This is a genomic window from Maribacter flavus (genome assembly GCF_008386635.1).
GTDB lineage: Bacteria > Bacteroidota > Bacteroidia > Flavobacteriales > Flavobacteriaceae > Maribacter > Maribacter flavus.
Map to the genome: position 1 here is coordinate 1,677,517 of NZ_VUOE01000001.1, position 23,955 is coordinate 1,701,471.

At 41.2% G+C, this 23,955-nt stretch carries 19 protein-coding genes and 1 tRNA gene; 6 read left to right on the forward strand and 14 right to left on the reverse strand.

Annotation, left to right across the window (positions count from 1 at the left end):
• Positions 1–3: 3 nt before the first annotated feature.
• Positions 4–1,272 carry an MFS transporter gene (locus F0361_RS07265; RefSeq protein ID WP_154917839.1) on the forward strand — a complete coding sequence of 423 codons (1,269 nt, stop codon included), beginning with the start codon at positions 4–6 and terminating at the stop codon, positions 1,270–1,272.
• A gap of 20 nt (positions 1,273–1,292) precedes the next feature.
• Here the strand turns inward: F0361_RS07265 and F0361_RS07270 are convergent, their stop codons facing one another.
• Positions 1,293–2,048, reverse strand: a complete 756-nt coding sequence (locus F0361_RS07270; RefSeq protein ID WP_154918522.1) for a UDP-2,3-diacylglucosamine diphosphatase — start codon at positions 2,046–2,048, stop codon at positions 1,293–1,295.
• A gap of 38 nt (positions 2,049–2,086) precedes the next feature.
• Complete coding sequence (locus F0361_RS07275) at positions 2,087–2,536, reverse strand: 6-pyruvoyl trahydropterin synthase family protein (protein ID WP_154917840.1); 450 nt, start codon at positions 2,534–2,536, stop codon at positions 2,087–2,089.
• An 87-nt stretch (positions 2,537–2,623) separates the two neighbouring features.
• Between F0361_RS07275 and F0361_RS07280 the strand changes: the two genes are divergently transcribed.
• A complete protein-coding gene (locus F0361_RS07280; protein ID WP_154917841.1) occupies positions 2,624–3,271 on the forward strand; it encodes a 2OG-Fe(II) oxygenase in 648 nt (215 codons plus the stop codon).
• 344 nt (positions 3,272–3,615) lie between these two features.
• On the opposite strand, the gene F0361_RS07285 is transcribed toward F0361_RS07280, so the two are convergent.
• The 3 genes from F0361_RS07285 to F0361_RS07295 are packed head-to-tail and all read right to left on the reverse strand — an operon-like array spanning position 3,616 to position 6,248.
• Entirely contained in the window at positions 3,616–4,383 is a 768-nt protein-coding gene (locus tag F0361_RS07285) for an enoyl-CoA hydratase/isomerase family protein (RefSeq protein WP_154917842.1), read from the reverse strand.
• A 22-nt stretch (positions 4,384–4,405) separates the two neighbouring features.
• Positions 4,406–5,740 carry an MATE family efflux transporter gene (locus F0361_RS07290; protein WP_154917843.1) on the reverse strand — a complete coding sequence of 445 codons (1,335 nt, stop codon included), beginning with the start codon at positions 5,738–5,740 and terminating at the stop codon, positions 4,406–4,408.
• A 7-nt stretch (positions 5,741–5,747) separates the two neighbouring features.
• Positions 5,748–6,248: a GNAT family N-acetyltransferase gene (locus tag F0361_RS07295; protein WP_154918523.1), complete on the reverse strand. Its 501-nt coding sequence runs from the start codon at positions 6,246–6,248 to the stop codon at positions 5,748–5,750.
• A gap of 51 nt (positions 6,249–6,299) precedes the next feature.
• Here F0361_RS07295 and F0361_RS07300 point away from each other — a divergent pair, with 51 nt between their 5' ends.
• Both F0361_RS07300 and F0361_RS07305 read left to right on the forward strand, forming a co-directional pair.
• Positions 6,300–7,097 carry a universal stress protein gene (locus F0361_RS07300; RefSeq protein WP_138256771.1) on the forward strand — a complete coding sequence of 266 codons (798 nt, stop codon included), beginning with the start codon at positions 6,300–6,302 and terminating at the stop codon, positions 7,095–7,097.
• Positions 7,098–7,146: 49 nt separating this feature from the next.
• A tRNA-Ala gene (locus F0361_RS07305) sits at positions 7,147–7,223 on the forward strand.
• 42 nt (positions 7,224–7,265) lie between these two features.
• On the opposite strand, the gene F0361_RS07310 is transcribed toward F0361_RS07305, so the two are convergent.
• On the reverse strand, positions 7,266–8,201 hold the full coding sequence (locus F0361_RS07310; RefSeq protein WP_154917844.1) for an ion channel: 936 nt from the start codon (positions 8,199–8,201) through the stop codon (positions 7,266–7,268).
• A gap of 41 nt (positions 8,202–8,242) precedes the next feature.
• The gene (locus tag F0361_RS07315) at positions 8,243–9,562 is read right to left on the reverse strand and encodes a sugar porter family MFS transporter (RefSeq protein WP_154917845.1); all 1,320 of its coding nucleotides are present in this window, start codon (positions 9,560–9,562) and stop codon (positions 8,243–8,245) included.
• 106 nt (positions 9,563–9,668) lie between these two features.
• On the opposite strand from F0361_RS07315, the gene F0361_RS07320 reads away from it, so the two are divergent.
• A complete protein-coding gene (locus F0361_RS07320) occupies positions 9,669–10,385 on the forward strand; it encodes an SDR family oxidoreductase (protein ID WP_154917846.1) in 717 nt (238 codons plus the stop codon).
• A gap of 1 nt (position 10,386) precedes the next feature.
• Here F0361_RS07320 and F0361_RS07325 read toward each other — a convergent pair whose 3' ends face one another.
• The 4 genes from F0361_RS07325 to F0361_RS07340 form a co-directional block, all read right to left on the reverse strand.
• Positions 10,387–13,152 (reverse strand): PD-(D/E)XK nuclease family protein, encoded by a 2,766-nt coding sequence (locus tag F0361_RS07325; RefSeq protein ID WP_246160827.1) that lies wholly within the window; start codon positions 13,150–13,152, stop codon positions 10,387–10,389.
• A 50-nt stretch (positions 13,153–13,202) separates the two neighbouring features.
• Positions 13,203–14,543 carry an OmpA family protein gene (locus F0361_RS07330; RefSeq protein WP_138256775.1) on the reverse strand — a complete coding sequence of 447 codons (1,341 nt, stop codon included), beginning with the start codon at positions 14,541–14,543 and terminating at the stop codon, positions 13,203–13,205.
• Positions 14,544–14,655: 112 nt separating this feature from the next.
• Positions 14,656–15,849 carry a glycine C-acetyltransferase gene (kbl, locus tag F0361_RS07335; RefSeq protein ID WP_154917847.1) on the reverse strand — a complete coding sequence of 398 codons (1,194 nt, stop codon included), beginning with the start codon at positions 15,847–15,849 and terminating at the stop codon, positions 14,656–14,658.
• Position 15,850: 1 nt separating this feature from the next.
• A complete protein-coding gene (locus tag F0361_RS07340; RefSeq protein ID WP_154917848.1) occupies positions 15,851–18,946 on the reverse strand; it encodes a UvrD-helicase domain-containing protein in 3,096 nt (1,031 codons plus the stop codon).
• 120 nt (positions 18,947–19,066) lie between these two features.
• On the opposite strand from F0361_RS07340, the gene F0361_RS07345 reads away from it, so the two are divergent.
• On the forward strand, positions 19,067–19,675 hold the full coding sequence (locus tag F0361_RS07345; protein ID WP_138256778.1) for a superoxide dismutase: 609 nt from the start codon (positions 19,067–19,069) through the stop codon (positions 19,673–19,675).
• Positions 19,676–20,323: 648 nt separating this feature from the next.
• Here the strand turns inward: F0361_RS07345 and F0361_RS07350 are convergent.
• The 3 genes from F0361_RS07350 to F0361_RS07360 all read right to left on the reverse strand — a co-directional run bounded on the left by F0361_RS07350 (position 20,324) and on the right by F0361_RS07360 (position 23,915).
• On the reverse strand, positions 20,324–22,222 hold the full coding sequence (locus F0361_RS07350; RefSeq protein WP_154917849.1) for an amidophosphoribosyltransferase: 1,899 nt from the start codon (positions 22,220–22,222) through the stop codon (positions 20,324–20,326).
• A 41-nt stretch (positions 22,223–22,263) separates the two neighbouring features.
• Positions 22,264–23,190, reverse strand: a complete 927-nt coding sequence (locus F0361_RS07355) for a PfkB family carbohydrate kinase (protein WP_154917850.1) — start codon at positions 23,188–23,190, stop codon at positions 22,264–22,266.
• An 89-nt stretch (positions 23,191–23,279) separates the two neighbouring features.
• Positions 23,280–23,915, reverse strand: a complete 636-nt coding sequence (locus F0361_RS07360) for a ribonuclease H1 domain-containing protein (protein WP_154917851.1) — start codon at positions 23,913–23,915, stop codon at positions 23,280–23,282.
• Positions 23,916–23,955 lie beyond the last annotated feature (40 nt).

Below are 23,955 nucleotides of genomic sequence, written 5' to 3' on the forward strand. Positions count from 1 at the left end.
TGCATGACCAAAAAGATTGATCCGTACGCGGCCCTGCGATTTAGGGAATTCAATATTTTTTTATTGGTGCGCTTTGCCATGGTCTTTGCTTGGTCCATGCAGTTCATCGTAATCGAATGGCAAGTGTATACCTTAACAAAGGACCCATTGTCCTTGGGAATCATTGGTTTGATGGAGGTCATCCCGGCCGTGGGGATGGCCCTTTTTGCGGGACATATCGTGGACCAGAAAGAAAAACGGAACCTTTTGGTGAGATGTATTTTGGGCTTTTCGGTGATTAGTTTCGGTCTATTTTTGTTGAGTTGGCCCGGTTTGGAAGACACTTGGGAAACTAAAACCATTTTGTATGGAATCTACGCCCTTGTTTTTTTGGGAGGTTTGGTACGGGCTTTTTTGGGACCTACGATTTTTTCCTTAATCGCGCTTATCGTGCCCAAGAAAATTTATCCGAATGCGGCCACGTGGAGCAGCTCTACCTGGCAATTGGCTTCGGTTTTAGGTCCGGCACTGGCAGGATTTTCCATTAGTTTTATTGGGGTACATTGGTCCATGTGCGTCATTTTTGGATTTTCGGTATTGGCATTGATTACCTTGTTCCAAATACCACGAAAACCGATCATGAACCCCAAAATTGGGGAACCGGTCTTTCAAAGCTTAAAGGAGGGTTTAAAGTTCGTGTTCGATACCAAGGCTATTTTGGGCGCCCTTACCTTGGATATGATCGCGGTACTCTTTGGAGGGGCCGTTGCCCTTTTACCTGTTTTTGCCCAGGATATTTTACACGTAGGTTCTGAAGGTTTTGGGATTCTCAGGGCCGCCCCAGCCGTTGGCGCGTCCATTACCATGTTGGGGTCTACCCGCTTTCCTTTGCATAAAAATGCAGGAAAAAAACTGCTTTGGGCCGTTTTTGGGTTTGGGGTCTGTATCATCGTTTTTGGTATGTCCACGTATTTTTGGCTATCGGTCCTAGCACTATTTGTGAGCGGTGCCGTTGACGGAGTGTCCATGATCATTCGCCAGACCATCCTACAATTAAAGACACCGGACAATATGCGGGGTAGGGTTGCATCGGTAAACTCTATGTTCGTGGGCTCTTCCAACGAATTGGGCGCTTTTGAAAGTGGTGTTACGGCAAAACTTATGGGAACGGTTACGGCCGTTATTTTTGGTGGAAGTATGACTATCCTAACCGTTGGGCTAACAGCTCTGGCATGGCCATCCTTTAGAAGATTGGACCTTTCCAAGGATATCGAAGATCATGAAAAGGAATGAAGTTGATCCTTTTAAAAAGGTTAAGAGTATTTTTTTAATTCTAGTTTCTTCCCATCAAAAACGGCATAGGTAAAATAGGTAACCCAATCCCCAATATTGGTATATTTTGATTTTTCGTTGAGGTCGATTTCCAAAGGTAAATGCCGATGTCCGAATATAAAATGGTCGTAGTGCTGATTCTCTAGTTTACGTTTGGCATACTGTACCAGCCATTCCGTATCCTCCCCTAAAAATTTGGCATCATCATCTCCCGATATCAATTTGTTCTTGACGGAAAAGTACTGCGCGACCTTCACGCCCAAATCGGGATGGAGCCATCTAAAGAACCATTTGGCCACTGGATTGGTAAACACCTTTTTCATTCGTTTGTACCCTTTGTCATGAGGGCCTAGGCCATCACCATGTCCTATAAAAAATGAAACCTCGTTTATCTGGTATTGTTTGGGTGCATGATACACTGGAATATTCAGTTCTTCCTCAAAATAGCCGTTCATCCATAGGTCATGATTGCCTACAAAATAATAAATGGGAATTCCAGCATCCGATAGCTCGGCCAGTTTTCCCAAGGTTCTGGTAAACCCCCTGGGCACTACGGTTTTATATTCGAACCAAAAATCGAAGAGGTCGCCCAAAAGAAAAATGGATCCCGCATCGGCTTTGATTTCATCCAACCACCTTACGAATTTTTGTTCCCTGGGGAAACTCGAACCCGCATTGGGCGCACCCAAATGATTATCGCTTGCAAAGTATACCTTTTTGCCCTCGGGAAGATGTATAGTGGTCATGATGGATAAAGATAGGAAATGTTTGTGCCTTAATTATCACTGGCATACCATTCCGCAAAGGAGGTTTCCGTTTCCTGTAGTTTTAGGGAAAACAATTCAATATTTTTAGGAAGTCTCGCCTTGATTTTTTTGGCAAAGTCTATGACCATATTTTCGCTCGTAGGCTGATAGTCCGCCAAAATTACGTTATGTCCTCTTTCCGTAAGCTCTTTGGCAAGATCCACATGGGGCGTATTTTTGTTGAATACCGTGGCGTGGTCAAATTTGTCCACGATTTCCTCTTTGACAATTTTTTTTAAGTCGCCAAAATCAATGACCATTCCCAGTTTTACATGGGAGGTATCCGTAATGGGTTTTCCAATTACGGTAACCGAAAGTTTATAGCTATGCCCATGTACGTTTCGGCATTTGCCGTCGTAGCCATACAGCGCATGGCCGGTCTCAAAATTGAACTGTTTGGTGATCCTAATAGTTCCCATAAGAATTCATTGATTGTACAAAGGTATTCAATTTGTAAAACCAATCTGTTTTAGAATTACATTTGTCGGCTTTTTAAAAAAATCGTAATGGCCGGATTGGTAGAACAACTTGACTTTGAGGTGAATCCGCTTTTTGAGCGATTGATCGAGGATATCCTTAGGGACGGTTACAGTATCATGGATACGTTTTTTCCCGAGGAAACCATTAACGGTTTACGTGCCGACCTGCTCCACAAATATGAAGAGGACTATTTTAAAAAAGCGGCTATTGGGAACCGGACCAATGAAATCATTAAAACCGAAATACGGGGCGATTTCATTCTATGGATGGACGAGGCCAAGCTTAACTCCGTACAATCCGTATTTTTTAATCGGATTAACGAACTTTCCGATTATCTCAACAAGACCTGTTTTTTGGGAATCCTAAAAAAGGAATTTCATTATGCGGTATATCCAGAAGGCAAGTTTTACAAACGGCATTTGGATACCTTTCAAAATGATGACGGGCGCAGACTTTCCGTCGTGTGTTATTTGAACGAGAACGATTGGTTACCCGAACACGGGGGAGAGTTGTTACTTTACCTAAACGATGAAAATGGAAAGGAATATGCCAAGCGGGTTTTTCCAATGCCCGGTAGGACGGTCATATTTGAAAGCCAAAAAATTGAACACGAGGTAAAACCGGCCAACCGCCAACGATTGAGTATCACGGGCTGGTTGAAGACACGTTCATAAGATCAAGTTCAAGTTTCAAATTCAAATACAAACTCAAATATCAAGTACAAATACAAGTTCAAGCACAAATATCAAGCACAAGTTCAAACTTGATTATGTCCAGTGTCTGGTTAAAACCGCGGACCTAATCCCTGTTAATTTGGAATTTCCTCTGAATTTTGGAAGTTGAGGAATGGCTAAGGCTAGCGTTTGAACTTACGCCTTGTACGTATTCTGTTCACAAAATATACAACTACGACAAAGAGGGCGAGCAAGGGAAAAATGAGATCCCCGTTCAAAAACTGCAGAATTTCCATGGAGTTAAATAGTTACGTACAACAACGGTATAAACTTTGTCATATTGCCTATTGTTTGAATTTTGAAAGCGCATTTCGGGTAGAATCTGAAAGTACCAAGGTGCCGGTAATGGCAGCTCGCTCAATCAATAATTGGCCCCAATGATCGGTCCCCTTCCACAAGACCTTTTTCCATTCCGTTAGTCCATCTGGATTGTAGGAGGCCAATTTTTGGGTGAAAAAGTCGAGTTCCTTGTCCATCTCTGAAAAGGAATCGAATACCCTGGAAAACAGTCCCTTTTCCTGGGCCCAGTAGGCCGATTTCCACTCGGTTGGTGCCAGTGACAACTCTGACAACCCGCCAGTTCCTATTTTACGTTCCACGGCCGGTTCAATGACCAAGGGCGCGATTCCAATACTCAATTCCGATAGTTTTATGGCGGCATTTTCATGTGCAAATACATAATCACAGGCGGCGGCCAATCCAACGCCCCCGCCCACGGTTTTTCCCTGTACGCGGCCTACGATCACTTTTTTACAGGTTCGCATGGCGTTGATGACATGGGCAAACCCACTGAAAAACTCCTTGCCTTCTTCCAAGTTGGATACGGCCATCAATTCGTTAAAGGAGGCCCCGGCACAGAAGGCCTTTTCCCCTTCGGATTTTAAAATGATTACATGTATATCCTTGTTTTCTGATAGTTTGTCAAATTCCTTGGCCAGCCGGTCCAACAGAACCGCCACGAAGGAATTACTGGCGGGATGCCCAAACTCTATGGTCGCCACATTGCCGTTCATACTGGTGTAAAGACTGCCGTTTTCCCTATCGGTACCCATAATCAAAAGGTTTTCACCAAAATTAATGGTTTTGTAACAGGGGTCGAAACTTTCTTCGGAATTTAAGAACCAAGGCCCCACCCCGTATCAACATCCACAGCGTAAACGCTACCCAAATGCCCGCAAGCCCCCAACCTAAATACCTCCCTAAGAAAAGCACGGGTATAAATCCTAAAAACGTAGCGATGAGCAATGTGTTTCGCAGGTATTTCATTTCGCCAAGACCCTTAAAGACTCCGTCAAGAACAAAGGCGATGGTATTTATCGGTAAGCCTATTATGATAATGTAAAATACACCATAAAAAGCGTTCAAAACCAGCTCCTCGTTAGAGAAGAGTCGGCCTATTGGTTTATAAAACAGAAAGGATACCGCCATAAGGACCAAGCTTACATAGATTCCATATTTCACAATTTTCTTTGCCAAAAGCCATAAATCGGCATAGTTCTTTTCTCCCAAAAGCCTTCCCCCCATAATGTTTCCAGCGGCTCCATAGCCATCGATAAAAAATGCCGAAAAAAGCCAAAGATTGATGGCAATGGTATGTGCACCTATGAATTTATCGCCCAAGGCGGTCGCCTCCCGTACCGCCAGAATAAGGGCGGTGTTCAATGCCAGGGCCCTTACAAAAAGGTTTAGGCTCATTATCACCAAGCGTCCCAATTCTGGATGTATCGGAAATTTCATTACGAGACTTATTTCGGTCTTTTTCCATAGGAGCCATAGTGCCATAATGGCCATAACGGATTGTGCGATAAGGCTCGCCCATGCCGCTCCGTCCAAATACATGGGGGCAATAATTCCATCTACCCCATAGACCAAAAGAAAATCCAGTATCACGTTGAGTACCGCTCCCGTAATCGCGATGACCATGGGCCAATAGGTATTTTGCAGCCCTCTAAAAATACCCATGACGGCAAATACGAAAAGGGTAAGGGGAAAGCCCCAAACCCGAATGGAGTAGTAACTGATGCAATATTCCAGAATTTTACCGGAGGCGTTCAATAGCTCAAAAATCTCACGGATTACAAATACGGTGGACAACAAAATGAGCACACTCAGGGCTATATTTAAGTAAATGGCCTGTGCGGGCAAGGTCTTTACCTCTTCGAGTTTTCCCGCTCCCAGGTATTGGGAGATGATGGCCGAAATGGCACTTCGGGTCTGACCCAACACCCAAATAAGCATAGATAAAAAGGATCCTACGATTCCGGCCGCCGCAAGTGATTCCAGCCCGTCTACGGGAATATTACCAACAATCGCCGTATCGGTAATGGAAAGCAGGGGTTCTGCAATTCCAGCAACCGTGGCCGGTATGGCCAGGCTATTGATTCTTTTTAAGGTGACAGTGGATTTCAAAATGGCTTTACACTACAAGTTCATAACAATGAAAGGGGTAGGTACTCTGTTCTGGAAAGTAAATATCCTCCAATTTTTTATAACCCCTTGCCTCATAAAATCGCTGATTCCTTTTGTTCCGACTAAAAGTGTCCAACCGGATAGATTTAAAATCGTTTTCCCGGGCATAGTTCTCTGCAAAGTCCATCAGTTGTTGGGCATAACCCTTTCCCTGATTCTCTGGATGTACCGCCAATCTATGAACGTACAGGTTTTTGGAATTGGGCGATAACCAGGCGACCTCCTTATATTCTTCGTCCATGAGCGTAGAGATGACAATACACCCAATAATATGTTCCTCTTTCTTCAGGACATATAATTCCTGCCTTTCTATATCTGAAAGGAATTTTTCCTCGGATGGATATTCTGTCGTCCATTGAAAAATATTCTTGGATTCCATGTGCACTCTACAGGCCCTTGTCATGGATAGAATTTCTGGAATTTCCGATATCTTTGCAGGCTGAATCACCATCCGATGTATTAAAATTGTAAATTTAGAGGAATTAACAACAAAACCACCATGAAGAATATCCTTGTTCCCATTGGCACATCTCCCGATGCCAGCGAAACCTTACAATATGCCGTAGACTTTGCAACCGATTTTGGTGCCCAGGTTTATGTAATGGAAGTCTTTAACGTTACTTCCAAAACAGGAACCTTGGCCAATGTTTCGGAAAAAGTTGCCGAAAGTGGAAAGGAGCGTTTAAAGGGAGTAATCGCACAGATCGATGCAAAACAAATCGATATAAAAATTGCTTCTTATAATGGGGAATTGGTAGATGGACTTGTGGAAATCGATAAGGAACTTGGTATAGATTTGATCATTCTAGCTCCTAGAAGCAATGACATACGGGAGGAAGTCTATTTGGGTCCAACATCTGGTAAAATCGTAAAACAGACAAATATCCCAACCTTAGTCGTACCCAAAGGAACCCAGTACAAGCCATTTCATAATATATTGGTCGCCTTTAGATCTGGTATCCTAAAAAGGAAAAGAATCTTAAATCCCTTGATTACCATTTCTGAAAAGCATCGATCCAAGGTTAATTTATTATTGGTGAAGACCCCGGGATATTCAGATGAAGATTTAAAGATAAATACGGCCTTGATGGACATAAGCTCCCAGTTGACAATCACTGAAAATGCGACTACCTATTTGGGCGTATTGGAGCATTTTCAATCCAAACACCCGGAACTATTGTGTGTCTTTAGAAGAAAGCGGGGCTTCTTTAAAAAGCTTTGGGAGAAGAGTACTATTTTAAAATCTGAGTTCTCAGTCCCCATCCCTGTATTGATATTGAGTACAAAGAAAGATTAGGATGGATTTTGATACGTTCTGAAAAAGTATTTCCTTTGCCACGCAAAATGGGGGATTAGCTCAGTTGGCTAGAGCGCTTGCCTGGCAGGCAAGAGGCCACCGGTTCGAATCCGGTATTCTCCACCAGAGCCACACGAAAGTGTGGCTTTTTTGTTTTTAGGAGTCTGATTATTGGTTCAGGTCTATTTCAAAGGTGTCATCAATTCTTCCCACATCAATGGATAGGCCTGTATCATCCCTCTTGGCAAGATATGTGAACTTGGCTCCCCATTTTATTTCATTGGCCTTGTAGGATGATCGAGAATAGACGGATTGTGAAAATGACTCGTCAAATGCTTTTATGACAACAATGAACTCGGCTTCCTTTTCAATAAGATTTTGTTGATTAAATCCATAAATTGGACTTTCACTGGAAACAGGGTGCACAATGGTCCACATGGTGGGAAAGAAGACTACCTTGGAACGCTCCAGTTCCAAGGAGTAGAAATCGCGTAAATCTGAATTCGCTCTTTTTAAGGAAAGGTTTACGTTCACTTCTACCTCCAATAATTGGTTCTTTTTGGGATTCACTACCCGGAACATAAAGCCATTTATCTCTTTATATGGAGCAATTACGGCAATGGAACTGTATTTAATGCTGGCTACGGGTTTTGAAAACCTTCCATACATAAGTCCGGTGGCCAAGGCAAACAGCAACAGGCCCAAAAGCGATTCTGAAGCGGCGACAATGTTAGCGGCTAGGTTTAAAGGTGCTATTTGGCCATATCCCAAGGTGGTAATGGTCTGGGCACTAAAAAAGAAAGCTTCAATGAATTGATCCAATTTGGTCGTGCCATATATCCCGGTCAAGTGCTCCGTTCCAATTAATAAATAAAGGGATGCAAAAACCAGATTAATCGTAAAATATCCTAGGGCAAGAACCAATAAAAATTGAAGCCATGACATGGAAACCAGGGAATGAAAAATATTCATTCCCTCAAAAAAGGAAACATTTTCTTTATGAACGTTAAACGTACCATCCTTATTAAGGGCTCTGTAACCACTTGAAGGAGCTTTGGTATCCAGACCAAGATCGTTGTATTTTTCCTTATTATATAGTTTCAAACTTCCTTGATTTTTCCTTCTTGGTATTTTTTTAGCGCTTCTTATTTTTTACCTATAAGAATATTGCTCAATTCTTCCAAGGTTATCCCTTTTGTTTCGGGCATCATGAATTTTACGAATAAAAGCTGTAAAACCATCATAAAAGCAAAGAAAGCAAATACCATTCCCGCTCCGATACTGGAAAAAAGAAACGGCACTGCGGCGGGGATAGCCGCTGCCATGACCCAATGAACTGATGAGCCAAAAGATTGACCACTCCCCCGTAGGTGATTGGGGAATATCTCAGAAATAAATACCCAAATAATGGTTCCTTGACCAATGGCATGCGCTGCAATAAAAATGAACAGGAAGATAGGAACCGCCATTCCATCCCACCCTAGGAAGAAAGCACAGGCTACTAACGAGAGGGATATTATATAACCAATAGAACCTATATACATTAATTGCCTTCTTCCCAAACGGTCGATCAAGTTGATGCCTATCAACGTGAAAATCATATTGGTCACCCCAATGCCCACACTACTCAAAAGTGCCGTGCTCTCCCCAAGTCCGGCCTCTTCAAAAATCCTGGGTGCGTAATATAGGAACGCGTTGATTCCCGAAGCCTGATTAAAAAAAGCGATTAGGAAAGCTAGGATCAAGGGGAACCGATACTTTTTCATGAATATGTGTTCATGACTTTCTGGCATTGCATTATTTTTTTGAATTTCTTGGATCATTTCGTCCACGTTTCTATTTGGATTGATTAACTGAAGTATTTTGCCTGCCTCTTCGGGTTTTCCGTTGATCAATAACCACCGTGGGCTTTTGGGCACAGATAAGATAAATAATGTATATATGATGGCTGGAAATGCCTCTACGCCCACCATCCATCGCCAATCATTATCTCCAATTCCACTTAAAAGGAAGTTCGACAAAAACGCGATCAGAATTCCAAATACTAGACTGAACTGATAAAAGCCTACCAGTTTTCCCCTTTTATCCGCAGGAGAGATTTCCGAAATATAGGCGGGAGCGGCAATCGTGGATACACCCACACCCACGCCACCAATGAACCTAAAGAAGGCAAAGGTTATCGGGTCATTGGCCAAGGCCGATCCAATGGCAGAAATACTGTACAATAATCCAATGGCGATTAGGGTATTTTTTCTACCCCATTTATCCGTAGGAATACCTGCGAAGATGGCACCCAATACAGTACCCCAAAGAGCACTGGAAATTACTACCCATCCATGAAATGAATCGGAACTATCCCAAAGGGCTTGCAATTTTTTATCGGCTCCCGAAATCACCACAGTATCAAAACCAAATAAAAATCCTGCAAGGGCGGCCGTTATGGACCAAAGTACAATTTTGTTCATTTCTTTTTTATTTAAAACTTTTAAATATAGTAAATCAAAACCGTTAAATGTTTACCCTTATCCGCTACTTTAAAGCAAATGGATTTATAATTTTGTAAAAAAAACGATGAAAGACTTGAACGAAAACGAAAAGGTGGTTTATATCACCGGAGGTACAAAAGGAATAGGTTTGGGCGTTGCCAAAACGCTGTTGGATCAAGGAATGCGGGTAGCCATTAGCGGCCGATCGGATGCAAGTGTAGAACAAGGACTCAATTTCTTAAATAGCGATAGGGTTTTAGGTATTGTTTCCGATGTTTGCAAGATTGAGGATGAGAAAAACGCCGTCAACCAAATTGTTGAAAAGTGGGGCCAATTGGACATAGTACTTGCCAATGCAGGTGTTGGAAATTTTGCTCCAATAGATGAAATGACAGAAACCCAATGGCATCAAATGATCGACACCAATCTTAATGGGGTATTTCACACTTTAAAGGCTTCTGTCGAGGAACTTAAAAAGACCAAGGGATATTATATGACCTTGGCCAGTTTGGCAGGAACCAATTTTTTCGCATCCGGGGCAGGATACAATGCTTCCAAGTTTGGGGTAGTTGGTTTTACACAGGCCGCCATGTTGGATTTACGAAAATACGATATAAAAGTAACTACCATAATGCCGGGCTCCGTGGCAACCCATTTCAATAATAATGTTCCCGATGATTCCGATGCCTGGAAAATTCAACCGGAGGATATAGGCCGACTGGTTCTGGACCTTTTGAGAATGCATCCAAGAACATTGCCGAGCAAAATTGAGGTAAGACCTACACGGCCCGATAAAAAGTAAATTACACTACTTTTTCCAAAAACGGGATATCAGGGTTCAGGATTTCTTCTATCAATTGAAACAACAATTTTTCAAATTCAAGGATGACCTCTTTGCCTATATTAGGATTCTTTTTTGAATCTCGGGTAGATGATTTTTTGTAAAAGAGCATCAGGCCGTCCTTTAGATTTTTGATGCTGTATATGCCCGCATGTATATTCTCCAGGGGGTTTTCGGCCAGAAACATATACGAATAACAGAGTAGTTGAAATGCCTTGGCGCAGTCATAGGATTCGGTGAGATTTTGCCAATCGATTATCTCAATATGGCGCTTTTCTACCTTTCCTGTTTTGTAGTCGATAATACGGGTCACGCCGTCGCATAAATCTATTCTGTCAAGTTTTCCCTTGAGTACTACTTTCTGGTTGGAGTTGGGAAGGATAATTTCCAGATATAGTTTTCGTTCCAACCCTATAATTTTAATCCTGTGCGATGCAAGCGCTTCAATTTCATGGTCCAGGAAATTCTCTATATACCGGACCACTACATTATAGGCAATTAGATTTTTTCCACTGTCATAGGCGCCATCCATATAGGATTTCTGAAAGTTTTTATGCACGATGGATTCTATGGAATCCTTTGACTTGATAAGTTGTTCGCGGTCTATTTCTTTGTCTAGGAAAGGTGTATAGAGTTCTTCAAGCGTGTCGTGGATGATGGTACCCATGGTGTTCGCAGCTATATTCTCTTCTACCTCTTCATTATCCTGAATGCCTAATAGATTCTGTTTATAAAAATCTATTGGATTTCTAATATAATTACTTAATGAACTGGGAGAAAATCCCTTTTGGGCATAACTTTGCAATAAATCCATAAGGCTAGGTGTCTTACGGACCATTTTTGGTGGTACGGTAATTTCCCCAATATTGGGAGATGCTATTTTTTCTATTACATCCCGTCTATTTCCATCCGTTAGTATTTGCGTTATCAACCTACTTTTTTCACCTCCTTCCAGTACATCGGGCTCCGTGTTGTATAACAAATAAACGTTTTTAGCCCGTTGCAATAACCGATAAAAGTGATAGGTGTATACCGCATCCTTTTCCTTATAGGTTGGCAGACCGAATTCAATTTTCAGATCAAAGGGAATGAATGAATTATTGGATTTGCCCGAAGGAAGAATGCCTTCATTTACGGAGGTCAGGATTACCGTTTCAAAATCCAAATTTCTACTCTCCAGCATCCCCATAATTTGAAGGCCATCTAAAGGGTCACCCTGAAAATCCAAGGTTTCTGAGGCAAGTAATTGCCTGAATAGACTTTTTATACTTTTTAATGAATTCAGGTAGGCATACTCCTGTATCAGTTCCATTATTTGATTGAACAGCGTGTGTAATTTGTACAATTGTTCCAATCCCAAATAGTCGTTCTTGTTGTCAAAAACCCACTTGAAATCGTGAATGAGTAAGTTGCATTGATGAACAAATTGAGTGGGGGATTCATACTGGAAAAATAGTTTTGAGAGTTTTTGTTCATCTACTTTCGGGAATTTCGCGAAATCATTTTCAGTAATGTATATCCAATTTTTTTTATGGATATGAGTGGTCAATTCCCCTATTTTAATATTGTACTTTTCTAAAACTATTGCGGTAAAGGGGTTGTTTAGGAATGAAGTGAAATCCTTGTAGAACCAACCTTTTTTTGATCTTAAGAGGCGAAAATCTATAAGGTTCAGGAAAAAGGAGGCTAACCCAGATAACTCCAATTTTTGTCCCATTGTAATATTCACGGCACTGATGGATTCCGGTATACTATTCAGTAGTGGATTTAAGAGGGATTCATCACCCAGAACAACTGCAGACTTCTTTAATTGATCTGGATTTTCACTTGCTATTTGATTTACTAATTCCCCTACAAGTTTTGTCTGTGCTATGTTCTTAGGCGTTCCCACTACAGATATTTTTTTATTTTTCAGATAGTGATTGCTAATGCCCCTGAGGTGGTTTGCACTTAAATATTTCCAGTCCGTTACATGTTTTCTTATGAAATGTCCGGCGTCATGCAATTTGTCCTTAAGAAAGTACTCGTCAAGGTCCCAGAAGATTTTGGAATTAGGGTCATTTAGAATTTCCTGAATGATGCTACTTTCGGCCGTGTTTAAGGCATTAAAGCCAAGAAAAATGTGTGGTCTTTTTTCATTTAGGGCATATTGGGAAGTCATCTCCGAAGCTTTTCGGTATACAAGCCCTTGATGCCCTATTTGTTTGGCCAGTAAGTTCGAATTAAATGCTTTGTAAATGCCATGAAGCTGATTCCAAAAATGCAGGTAACTTTTCATTAGGGAAGTCTGCTCTTTATCAAGGGACCAGTGATTCACCTCTTGTATTGCCGCCAATCCAGAAAAGAGAGACGAAGTATCAATAAGATACCTATCGATTTCATTAATATCTTGTAATAACGTTTGTGCCCAATTTAAATAGGACTCGAAGCTTTCCTTTTCATACGATCCAACTTCTAAGTAGGCCTTATATAATTCGAAAAGTTGTTCTGTCTGAGAAGCATAGGACAGACTAGCTATTTTTTCAATGAATCCTTCTATACTGAATATGTCCGGCGAAATTATGGTTTTGCCTACCTTCCTAGATATTATTTTTTTTAGAAAGGTACCCGCTCTTTTGCTTGGAAGTATATAGATGCATTTTTCTATTGCAACCTGATCATTGCATAGTTCTTCAATTACTTCTTCCAAAAAGCTTACCATAGATGTAAAAATAAAAAAGCTCCGCATTATGCGGAGCTTTTCATGTATTAAAACACTTAATGTTTATATGGGATAACTTATTTTACTAAGTTAATTTCAACCCTTCTGTTTTGAGCTCTACCAGCAGCAGTATTATTAGTAGCGATTGGCTTGTCCTCACCATATCCAACAGCCGATAATCTGAACTCTTCAATTCCTTTGTCAACCAAGAATTCTTTTACGGAAAGAGCTCTGGACTCAGAAAGACTTTGGTTCAATTTAGCACTACCAACACTGTCAGTGTGACCTTCAACTGTAAATTTAGCAGTTGGGTATTCGTTCAAAATTTGAATGATATCAACCATTACAGAAGTAGACTCAGCTTTGATGGAAGACTTACCAGTATCGAACAAAATAGTTCTAGCGTAGTCGTTCAATTGTTTTTGTACTTCTTCAGTAACTTCTGGACATCCAGCGTTTGCTACAGTACCTGCCACTTCTGGACACTGATCGTCTTTGTCAAGAACACTATCACCGTCTGTATCTGGCCATGGACATCCATTGTTCTCAGATGGACCAGCTTCGTTAGGACACTCGTCATCTTTATCGGCTACACCATCTCCGTCAGCATCAGGACAACCAGCCAAAGACGCTAAACCGGCTTCGTTAGGACAAGCATCATCTTTATCGGCTACACCATCTCCGTCAGCATCAGGACATCCATTCATTTCTTTAGAACCAGCCTCGTTAGGGCAGCTATCTTTGCTATCCTCGATTCCGTCACCGTCAGAATCCGGACAACCGTTGAAAGCTTCTAAACCAGCAACTTCTGGACAGGCATCATCTTTGTCGTACACACCATCGCCATCGGTATCAGTTCCACCAAATTTAACGGAGATACCAGCTAAGTGTTGAAAATGTTTAACGCCATAATCCTCGAAGGCATGCTTGTAAGTAGACTGCAAGGTAAGGCCTAGGTTTTCAGTAAACCAGAAATTAAGTCCCAAACCACCATTCACAGTACCGGCACCAATCTCATCAACCCAAGTGTAACCACCACCAACTTCAATAAAAGGTTGGATAACAGTTTCTTTGGTAAAATTATATTTTATTGTACCATCTATAGCATAGTGAGAAAGATCATCAACGCTTACATCACCTAATTTGCTGATTTTGTTTAAGGAACCTCTAGCTCCAATAGAAAAACCATCACCAATACTTTTAGACACCCCTATGTAAGAAATAGAAGGAAGAATGTTCCAATGGTCGTTTACATTAAAGAATTCATTACCAAAAGAGCTAACGTCACCAGTTGGATATACATCGATGGCGTTTGCCCCGAATTGCACTTGCCAAGGATTATTCTCGTCTTGCGCTTGTATGTTGTTAAAACCTACAACAAGTAGGACAACAACTAATAATTTGCTAAGATGTTTCATGTTCAAATTTTTAAGTTTAAGTGTTTATTAGCTGCAAATGTAAGTTGTTAAATATTATTAACAAAATCAATTTCTTGTTTTTTTAACTCATTTAATAGTATAAAATGCGCATTTAAACGACATTCAGCGCCTTGCCTACCTTGATAAAGGCATTGATTGCCTTATCCAGATGTTCCTTTTCATGAGCTGCGGATAATTGCACCCTTATTCGTGCCTTTCCTCTAGGGACCACTGGATAAAAGAAGCCAATAACGTAAATACCTTCTTCCAGAAGTTTTTCGGCCATTTGCTGTGAAAGCTTGGCATCATATAACATGACAGGAACAATGGCGGAATCCCCGTCAATAATGTCAAAGCCCGCTTTTTTCATTCCGCTCTTGAAATAATCGGTATTGGATTGGAGTTTATCCCTCAAGGAGGTATCCTTGGCCAACATGTCGAAGACTTTAATGGAAGCGCCTACAATGGCCGGTGCCAAGGAATTTGAAAAAAGATAAGGCCTTGAACGCTGTCTTAAAATCTCTATGATCTCTTTTTTCCCGGTGGTGTATCCGCCCATGGCTCCACCCAAAGCCTTGCCCAAGGTTCCCGTGATAATATCGATTCTACCCATTACATTTTTTTCTTCCAAGGTTCCAATACCCTTGGGACCGATGAAACCTGCGGCGTGGCATTCGTCTATCATGACCATGGCATCATAGGCATCGGCCAGATCGCAAATTTTATACAATGGTGCTACTAGGCCGTCCATGGAAAAAACACCATCGGTAACAATGATTTTAAATCGGGCGCCATTTTCATTGGCCTTTTTGAGCTGTTCTTCAAGATCTTCCATATCGCTATTGGCATACCTGTACCGCTGTGCTTTGCACAATCGCACCCCATCAATAATGGAGGCATGGTTAAGGGAATCCGATATTATGGCATCTTCGGGTCCTAGGAGCGGTTCAAATACCCCGCCATTGGCGTCGAAAGCCGCGGCATATAAAATTGTATCTTCTGTACCATAGAATTCAGCGATTTTACGCTCCAATTCCTTATGAATGTCCTGGGTTCCGCAAATGAATCTCACGGATGACATTCCAAAACCATGTGTGTCCAACGTATCCTTGGCCGCCTTTATGACGTCTGGATGCGAGGACAGCCCCAAATAATTATTGGCGCAAAAATTTATTACCTCTTCCCCGGTCGAAATTTTGATAACCGCGTCCTGCGGGGAAACGATGATCCGTTCCTTTTTGAAAAGGCCATCTTCCCTTATCTGGTTTAATTCTGCCTGTAAATGTTCTCTTATTTTTCCGTACATATTATATATAGTCTACAATTATCTCCTCGTTAATATAAGCAATGATTTTATTTTGAACGGTATATCCCATCTCTTGGTAAGCCCTGGAATAGGATTCCAATTGCTCCTTGTATTTATTGTTTTTTCTTCCTGTTTTATAATCAATAATATCTACCGAGTTCCCTTTCAGTACAACCCGATCCGGAATTAAAATGGTACCGTTGGAAATGAGTAGCTCCTTTTCATTATAAATGGTAGAGCCTTCCGAGTAAAACTTGCCTAGTACGGGATGATGTATCAATTTTATCAGGGTTTCACGTACCTTTTCAAATGTGGAATCACTAAGAACTCCTTTGTTCAAGGCACTTTTCAAGGCAGGTTCCAAATCTTCCGTAGTTATTACATTTTCAAGAATGTGATGGTATACGTTTCCTTGTTCCAATGCAATCTCCCTATCGGTGTCCCAAAGCATGCCTGCTTTGGTATGTATTTTAAAGGCTTCGCGATTTTTGTACGTGTAAAGGTAGGGAACCGTCCATTTATTTCCTTGCCCAATTTTTAATTTTTTAGTCTTCCAGAGCTCCCCGAATTCATATTCCAATAAGTCCTCCTTCCAAATACCCAAATCGGATAGATACTTTAGGAACAGTCCTGAAAAATACTCGGTTTTATAACTGCCATCCTTTCTCAAATCCTTACAGCTTATGACATACAAGGAATTAACCGCTCTTGTAAGGACCACATACAATAGGTTAAAAGCATCCAATTGTATTCTTTGATGTTCTTCATCAAAAAGCTTGGCACCTAGTTTCCCATAATTTTTAATTTCCTGTTTTTTGCTGATGAGCAGCTCTTCAAAACCCATAAAAACATCCCGATCTACGGGAATCCAAAGTTTTGGGTCTATTTCCTCAAATATATTGGTGTTCGCATACGGAAAAATGACCACAGGAAACTCCAGTCCCTTGGATTTGTGGATGGTCATAACCTGCACGGCCATGGAATCCTCTGGCGTGCTGATGCTCAGCGAATTGGATTTGACCTCCCAATTGTTCAAGAAAGCTTGGGCATCCGTGCCATGTTTCTGTTCCATCTCAAAGACAAAATCCATAAATGCCAGCAGGTGTGCGTCAGAAGTTGGCACCAGGTCAAAAACCTTTATGGCATGCTCCATGGAATCCATAAGCGACCTGCCCCTAAGGATATCGACATCAAAATTATGTTCTGTAGTTAGATAGAACGAAAGGTCGTTCAAATGCAGATGGATGAAATCATGGGTGTCTTCTTTTGAATCGGACAAATATTCAAGAATCGAATAATTGTTTTCAAGGTCATCGGTCATCAACATGAACTTGACCAATGAAACCAGGAACTGAACTTTTGGACTGCTGGACACCAAAAGGGAATCCGAAGAAATTACGGGAACGGATTTGGACATTAGGAAGTCGGTTAGTATTACCCCGTGCTTCTTTTTTCGGACCAAGACACAAATATCACCATAGTTGAATCCCGCTTGAAGGGATTGGTCAATAGCTTCCATAACCTTATCCGCATAGGCAGTGTCATCCTCTTCCTGCAAGAAACTTATTTTGACATATCCTCCCGGATTATCGTTGGATTCCTGCTTATTTCCAGCTATAAAAAAATCCCGGTATACATCATTTTCCAATAGCGTACCAACATGCTGGAAAAATGTATTGTTGAATTTAATGATTTCGTCCTGGCTCCTATAATTTCTTGGTAGTTGGTGGGTTTCTCCTGTAATGGAGAACGGATTGTTTTTCTTGGTAGCCAAATCCAAGAATTGCTCGGCGTGACCACCACGCCATCGGTAAATCGCCTGTTTAGCATCCCCTACCAAGAAAAGTGACCCGGACCTTCCCTGATCATCCTTTCCTTCCAAGGCGTTGGCAATCAATGGAACCAGGTTGTTCCATTGCATTTCTGAGGTATCCTGAAACTCGTCTATAAAATAATGGCGGTACTTTTCGCCCAACCGTTCATAAATGAACGGAGCGGGCTGATTCTTTATTTCCTCGGAGATTATCCGGTTGAATTCTGAAATGGAAAGCTGTTCCTTTTCCCTTTGTATATTCTTTATTTCGTTTTCTATGGAATTCAAAAGTGTTAGGGGAACCAGGTTGCCGTATAAATTGAATAAAAACCCTCGCTGGTAAATTTTCTCCTTGATGGTCAAATAATTCCGTAAGATAGTTTGGGCAAAATCCTCCGATGGATTCTCAACACCTACCTTTAGGATTTTGCCTTCCACGAGATTACCCTCAAGATTGTTGTTATAGAGTAGGGAAGGACTTAGGGTACCGTCCAAAATCTTCCTGAAGTGGTTTGGAAGCGTTTGTCTGGGAAAATCTGATTCTTCAACCCCACTTGAGCCTATATAGGCAAGTGTTTCTTCGGCCAAATCATTGATATCCATTTCCGTTAGCCTTATGAGTGATTTTAAATGTTTTTGTAAACTTAAAAAATCAGATAGGCTCTTATTCCCAAAACCTTGTATATGGAATGTATTCGTTTCGTCCTGTAGTAGTTTGCCAATTTTTAGTAGGTCGTAGCCTATATCCCAACTTTTGTCATCATCAATTTTTTCCATGGCAAAGTCCATCAGGATTTTGGTAAGCTCTTGGTCTTCGCCTGCTTTTGCCAAGACCCTTGCCACGGCCTCAGATAATAGCAAGTCCATATCCAAAACCACTTCAAAGTTTTGCGGTAGTTTTAGGTCTCGTGCAAAGGTTCTTATGACCCTGTGGGTAAATTTGTCTATGGTTGAAATATCAAAAAAGGCGTAGTTATGTAAAATTTCCTTTAAACGGAGTCTACATAAATCCCTTAAACCTTCAACGCTCAATTGTAGGGCATCCATAAGTTCAAGAAAGAGCGGGGGCGAATCCTTCAATGAATGGATTTTTGAAAAAGAATAGAGGCTATCCAGAATTCTGAACTTCATTTCATTCACCGCCTTGTTGGTGAAGGTAATGGCCAGAATTCTTTTGAAACTATACGGACTTGAAAGAACTATTTTTAGGTAGGCTTTTGAAAGAGCATAGGTCTTGCCTGAACCTGCCGAAGCGTTATATACCTTGAACGTACTTTCCTGCACCTAATTTTTACTTGCAAAATAAGGATTATGGCACAGTTCTTAACAAATAATTGGGTTAATATAAATGTTAAAATCCTTAATTTTGAAGAACTACAATTATTAATCTAAAAACAAAAAATTATGGCTTTTCAATTACCGAACTTGCCCTATGCTTATGAGGCTTTAGAACCACATATAGATGCTAGGACAATGGAAATACATCATACAAAACATCATAACGGATATACCTCCAAGCTTAATGCGGCCATTGAGGGTACCGATTTGAGCAGCAAATCTATTGAGGATATTTTGACCAATTTGGATATGAACAACATGGCGGTTCGAAATAATGGGGGAGGTTTTTACAACCATGCTTTGTTTTGGACCATTCTGTCCCCAAAGGGTGGAGGAACCCCATCCGGGGATTTGGCCAAGGCCATAGACGATGCCTTTGGCTCCTTCGATACCTTTAAGGAAAAATTCAGCGATGCCGCAGGAACTAGGTTTGGGTCCGGTTGGGCTTGGCTCTGTGTGCATAAAGGTGGAAAGCTCGAAATCTGCTCGACCCCCAATCAGGACAACCCAATAATGCCGGGTGTAGGTTGTGGTGGATATCCAATCTTAGGTTTGGATGTTTGGGAACACGCCTATTATTTAAACTATCAGAACAAACGCCCTGAGTACATTGACGCGTTTTTTAACATCATAAATTGGGACGAGGTTTCAAAATTGTATTCCAAGAATAAATAACTAGGTACCTTTCAATTTATTAAAACTTTAAAAACCGCTATGGAAATAGTTCCAAAGCGGTTTTTTTATGCTTTCAATAATAGAAAAGGGCGGAGAAGCCTCCACCCTTTTCGTCCCAAATCTTACCATAAACTTAACCTACTTATGCTATGGCAAAACTAAATTACTGGTATTGTGGGAAATAAAAAAAGAATTGTTAAAAAAATTTATTTTCTTTTTATAGGAGCCTGATTTCTTGTGGGGTATGCATCTTCCAATTTTATGAAATAAAAAAGGCGGAGCAAAGCTCCACCTTTTTTCCCCAAATCTTACCATGAACTTAACCTACTTATGCTATGGTTCTTCAAAGATATAAGCAAGAAACGCAGAAATAAAAGGAATTGGTTGAACGGCGTAAACCTTAGTTGAAATACCTAAGCTGTGTTATTATCCTACAGTAAGGGAAAGTTGTACGTATGTAAACGGAAGAAAATAAAAAAGGTGGAGAATCTCCACCTTTTTTGCCCCAAATCTTACCATGAACTTAACCTACTTATGCTATGGCAAGTTTAAAATTAAGTTTAGTCCTACCCTAAAAACTATTACATCGACGAAATGCACATTTTGTCGATGAAACGCATAGGTTTCAGGTTAAACGGTTCTGTTTTTTTAATAGGCTCTTTCGTTTCTACCCTCATAAAAATTGATGAAAGCCCTGTTTACGACTCTGTTTCCCCCAGGTGTAGGATAATTTCCAGTAAAGTACCAATCTCCCAGATTTTTAGGACACGCTTCATGGAGACCGGATATTCCTTGATAGATGATTTGAACTTCGGCCTTTATATCAATCGGGCTTAATAGCTGTCCAATCTTATGGGATATTTGTTCGGCACTAAAAGGGGCATAAATCTCTTTCACATAATTTATGATATCCCTGTCTTTTGACTTCACTTGGTCAATACATTTTTGATAGACCTCCTTAATCACATGCATGGTGTTATTCTCCTCATGCAAAGCAAGTGCCGCCCTAAAGGCTATAAAATCCTCAAGTTTCGCCATATCGATTCCGTAACAGTCGGGATACCTAATTTGGGGGGCTGAAGAAACAACAATGATTTTCTTTGGAGACAGCCTATCCAAAATCTTTAAGATACTTTTCTTCAAAGTAGTACCTCTCACAATACTGTCGTCTATAATCACTAGGTTGTCCCCTTCTTTTACGGAGCCATAGGAAATGTCATAGACATGGGCAACCAAGTCATCCCTACTGTCATCCTGGGTTATAAACGTCCTAAGTTTGGCATCCTTGATGGCAACCTTCTCAATTCTGGGCCTTACCTCAAGAATTTCATGTAGCTCCTCACTGGTGATTTTTGCACCGATGGCAAGAATTTGCTCTTCCTTTTTCTTATTTAGATAGTTTTGGGCCTCTTTTACCATTCCAAAGAACGAAGTTTCCGCCGTATTTGGGATATAGGAAAAAACGGTATTCTTGAGGTCGTGGTCTATGGCCTTGAGGATTTGGGGGAATACCAGTTTGCCCAACATTTTTCGCTCCTGATAGATTTCCTTGTCACTTCCCCTGGAAAAGTAAATCCGTTCAAAGGAGCATGCCTTTCTTTCCCTTGGTTCCAAGATTTGTTTGATTCTTGTGGTGCCGTTCTTTTTTACGATAATGGCATTGCCCGGCTCCAATTCCTTAACCTCTTCAAATGGAACGTTAAAGACCGTTTGTATGGCCGGTCTCTCCGAAGCAACCACCACAATCTCATCGTCCTTATAATAATAGGCTGGCCTAATTCCGGCGGGATCTCTTAGAACAAAAGCATCTCCATGGCCCAGAAGACCTGCCATGGCAAAACCACCGTCAAAATTCTTGGCGGCCCTTTTTAATATTTTCGAAACCTTTAGCCTTTCTGCTATGATAGGGGACGCTTCCTGCTTGCTGTAACCTTCCTTTTTTATTTGTTTGTAAAGTTTGGCAACGGCATCGTCCAAAAAGTGGCCTATCTTTTCCATGACGGTAACCGTGTCCGCCATTTCCTTTGGGTGTTGGCCCAATTGTACCAAATTGTTGAACAGCTCGTGTACGTTGGTGAGGTTAAAGTTTCCGGCAACGATGAGGTTTCGATGCATCCAGTTGTTTTGCCTCAAAAAAGGATGTACACTTTCTATACTGTTCTTTCCAAAAGTGCCATAGCGAACATGCCCCAATAATAGTTCTCCTATATATGGAATGTTCTTTTTTTGTAGTGCAACATCATTTTCATATTCTGGATTTTCCTTAAGTTCCTTATTGATTCGTTCGTTTATTTGGGCAAAAATATCCTGGATAGGTTGTTGTTGACAGGAACGCACCCTACTCATATATCGTTGACCCGCTTCCACATCCAACTTTATGCTGGCAAAACCCGCACCGTCCTGGCCACGGTTATGCTGCTTTTCCATCATCAGGTACATCTTGTTTACCCCATAAAAGGCGGACCCATATTTTTCCTTATAATATTCAAGCGGCTTGAGTAGTCTTATGACCGAGATGCCACACTCGTGCTTAATAGCGTCACTCATTGGTTTTAGTATTAAAAAAACCCCAAGAGAGGGGCGTGGGGTTAGTGCAATTCAATTTCAAACTGTGTTAGTGCCTTAAATTGATGTAACCTTATAATTACTTCATCCCTTTCTAGGTCCAACATCCGTTCCGTACCAAATTTTTCAACAGAAAAGGAGGCTAAGTTAGAACCATGGATTACGGCTTTTTTCAAATTTTCAAAGGTAAAATCTTCCGATGCCGCTAAGTAACCCGAAAATCCTCCGGCAAAGGTGTCACCGGCACCCGTGGGGTCAAAAACATCTTCGAGCGGTAAAGCCGGGGCAAAGAACACTTGTTCCTCGTGAAAAAGCAAAGCTCCGTGTTCACCCTTTTTAATGACAACATAATCTGGACCCATTTCAAAGATTTTCTGTGCGGCCTTAACCAAAGAATATTCACCGGTTAGCTGTCTTGCTTCCTCATCGTTGATGGTCAGCACATCTATTTTTTTGATTACTTCAGTCAATTCTGGCAAAGTATGGTCCATCCAAAAATTCATGGTATCCAAAATGATGAGCTTTGGTCGTTTTTCCATCTGATTAATTACACCCATTTGGATATTTGGGTGTAGATTTCCCAGCATAACCACATCGGAGTCTTTGAAACCATCTGGGACAATAGGATTGAAATCGGCCAAAACATTGAGTTCCGTTACCAAAGTATCCCTAGAATTAAGGTCGTTGTGGTACTTGCCTTTCCAAAAAAAAGTTTTACCTCCCTTGACTACCTCAAGAGCCGAAATGTCTATGTTCCTTTCTTCCAATAGGTCCAGATACTCCTTGGGAAAGTCTTCCCCAACTACAGAAACGATGGCAGCATCCACATCGAATTGTGAAGCTGCAAGACCAATAAAAGTAGCGGCTCCTCCCAAAATTTTGTCCGTTTTGCCAAAAGGTGTTTCAATGGCATCGAATGCGACCGTACCTACTATTAAAAGCTTGCCCATACCGTAGTTAAAAATGAAGTGCAAATATACGGATTTGCCAACTGAATTGTGGTTTAAAGGCAAGCACAATTTTGAATAGTTATCAAAAGTTACTTTCGTCCAAAATCTGCAGGAATTTCGCCCCATGCCTTGGTTTCCCATTTTACAATCGGCGTTTTGTACGAGTTTGTCTTCAACCAATTTTCCGCCCTTCGTATCAGGTCGAACAAGGCTTTGTTTTTAGGGTTTTGGGACAAATTTGTATTGCATTTTTTCTTTCGTACCCAACTCATCGCTGTACGGGAATCGGTATAGATTATTCTGTCACTATTCCGTTCCTTTAGAAAGGCCAGGCCATGAACAATGGCCAAAAACTCGCCGATATTATTAGTGCCTTCTTCAAAAGGTCCTTGCTTAAATAACTTTTTTTTGGACTTGGTATCCACACCCTGATACTCCATGATTCCGGGATTTCCACTGGATGCGGCATCTACGGAAATGGAATGATAATTGGGCTGGCCTATTTTAAGAAGTTCGGCCGGGGGCAGCTCAGTTGCACCTTTTTTATTCCCTTTAAAATCAGCAAAATTTCCGTTGAAGGCTTTTTTTGCCAAATCAAACGTTTCAAATGATTTGTATTCCGCCCCTTTTGCCCCGTTGATGGCAGCCTTGCAATCTTCCCAAGTCTCATAGATTCCGGGTCGTTTGCCCTTCCAAACCACGTAGAACTTTTGTTTTTTACCCATAGGAAACCTGTTTTTTCATTTCCGCGAAGGCGGAAATCTG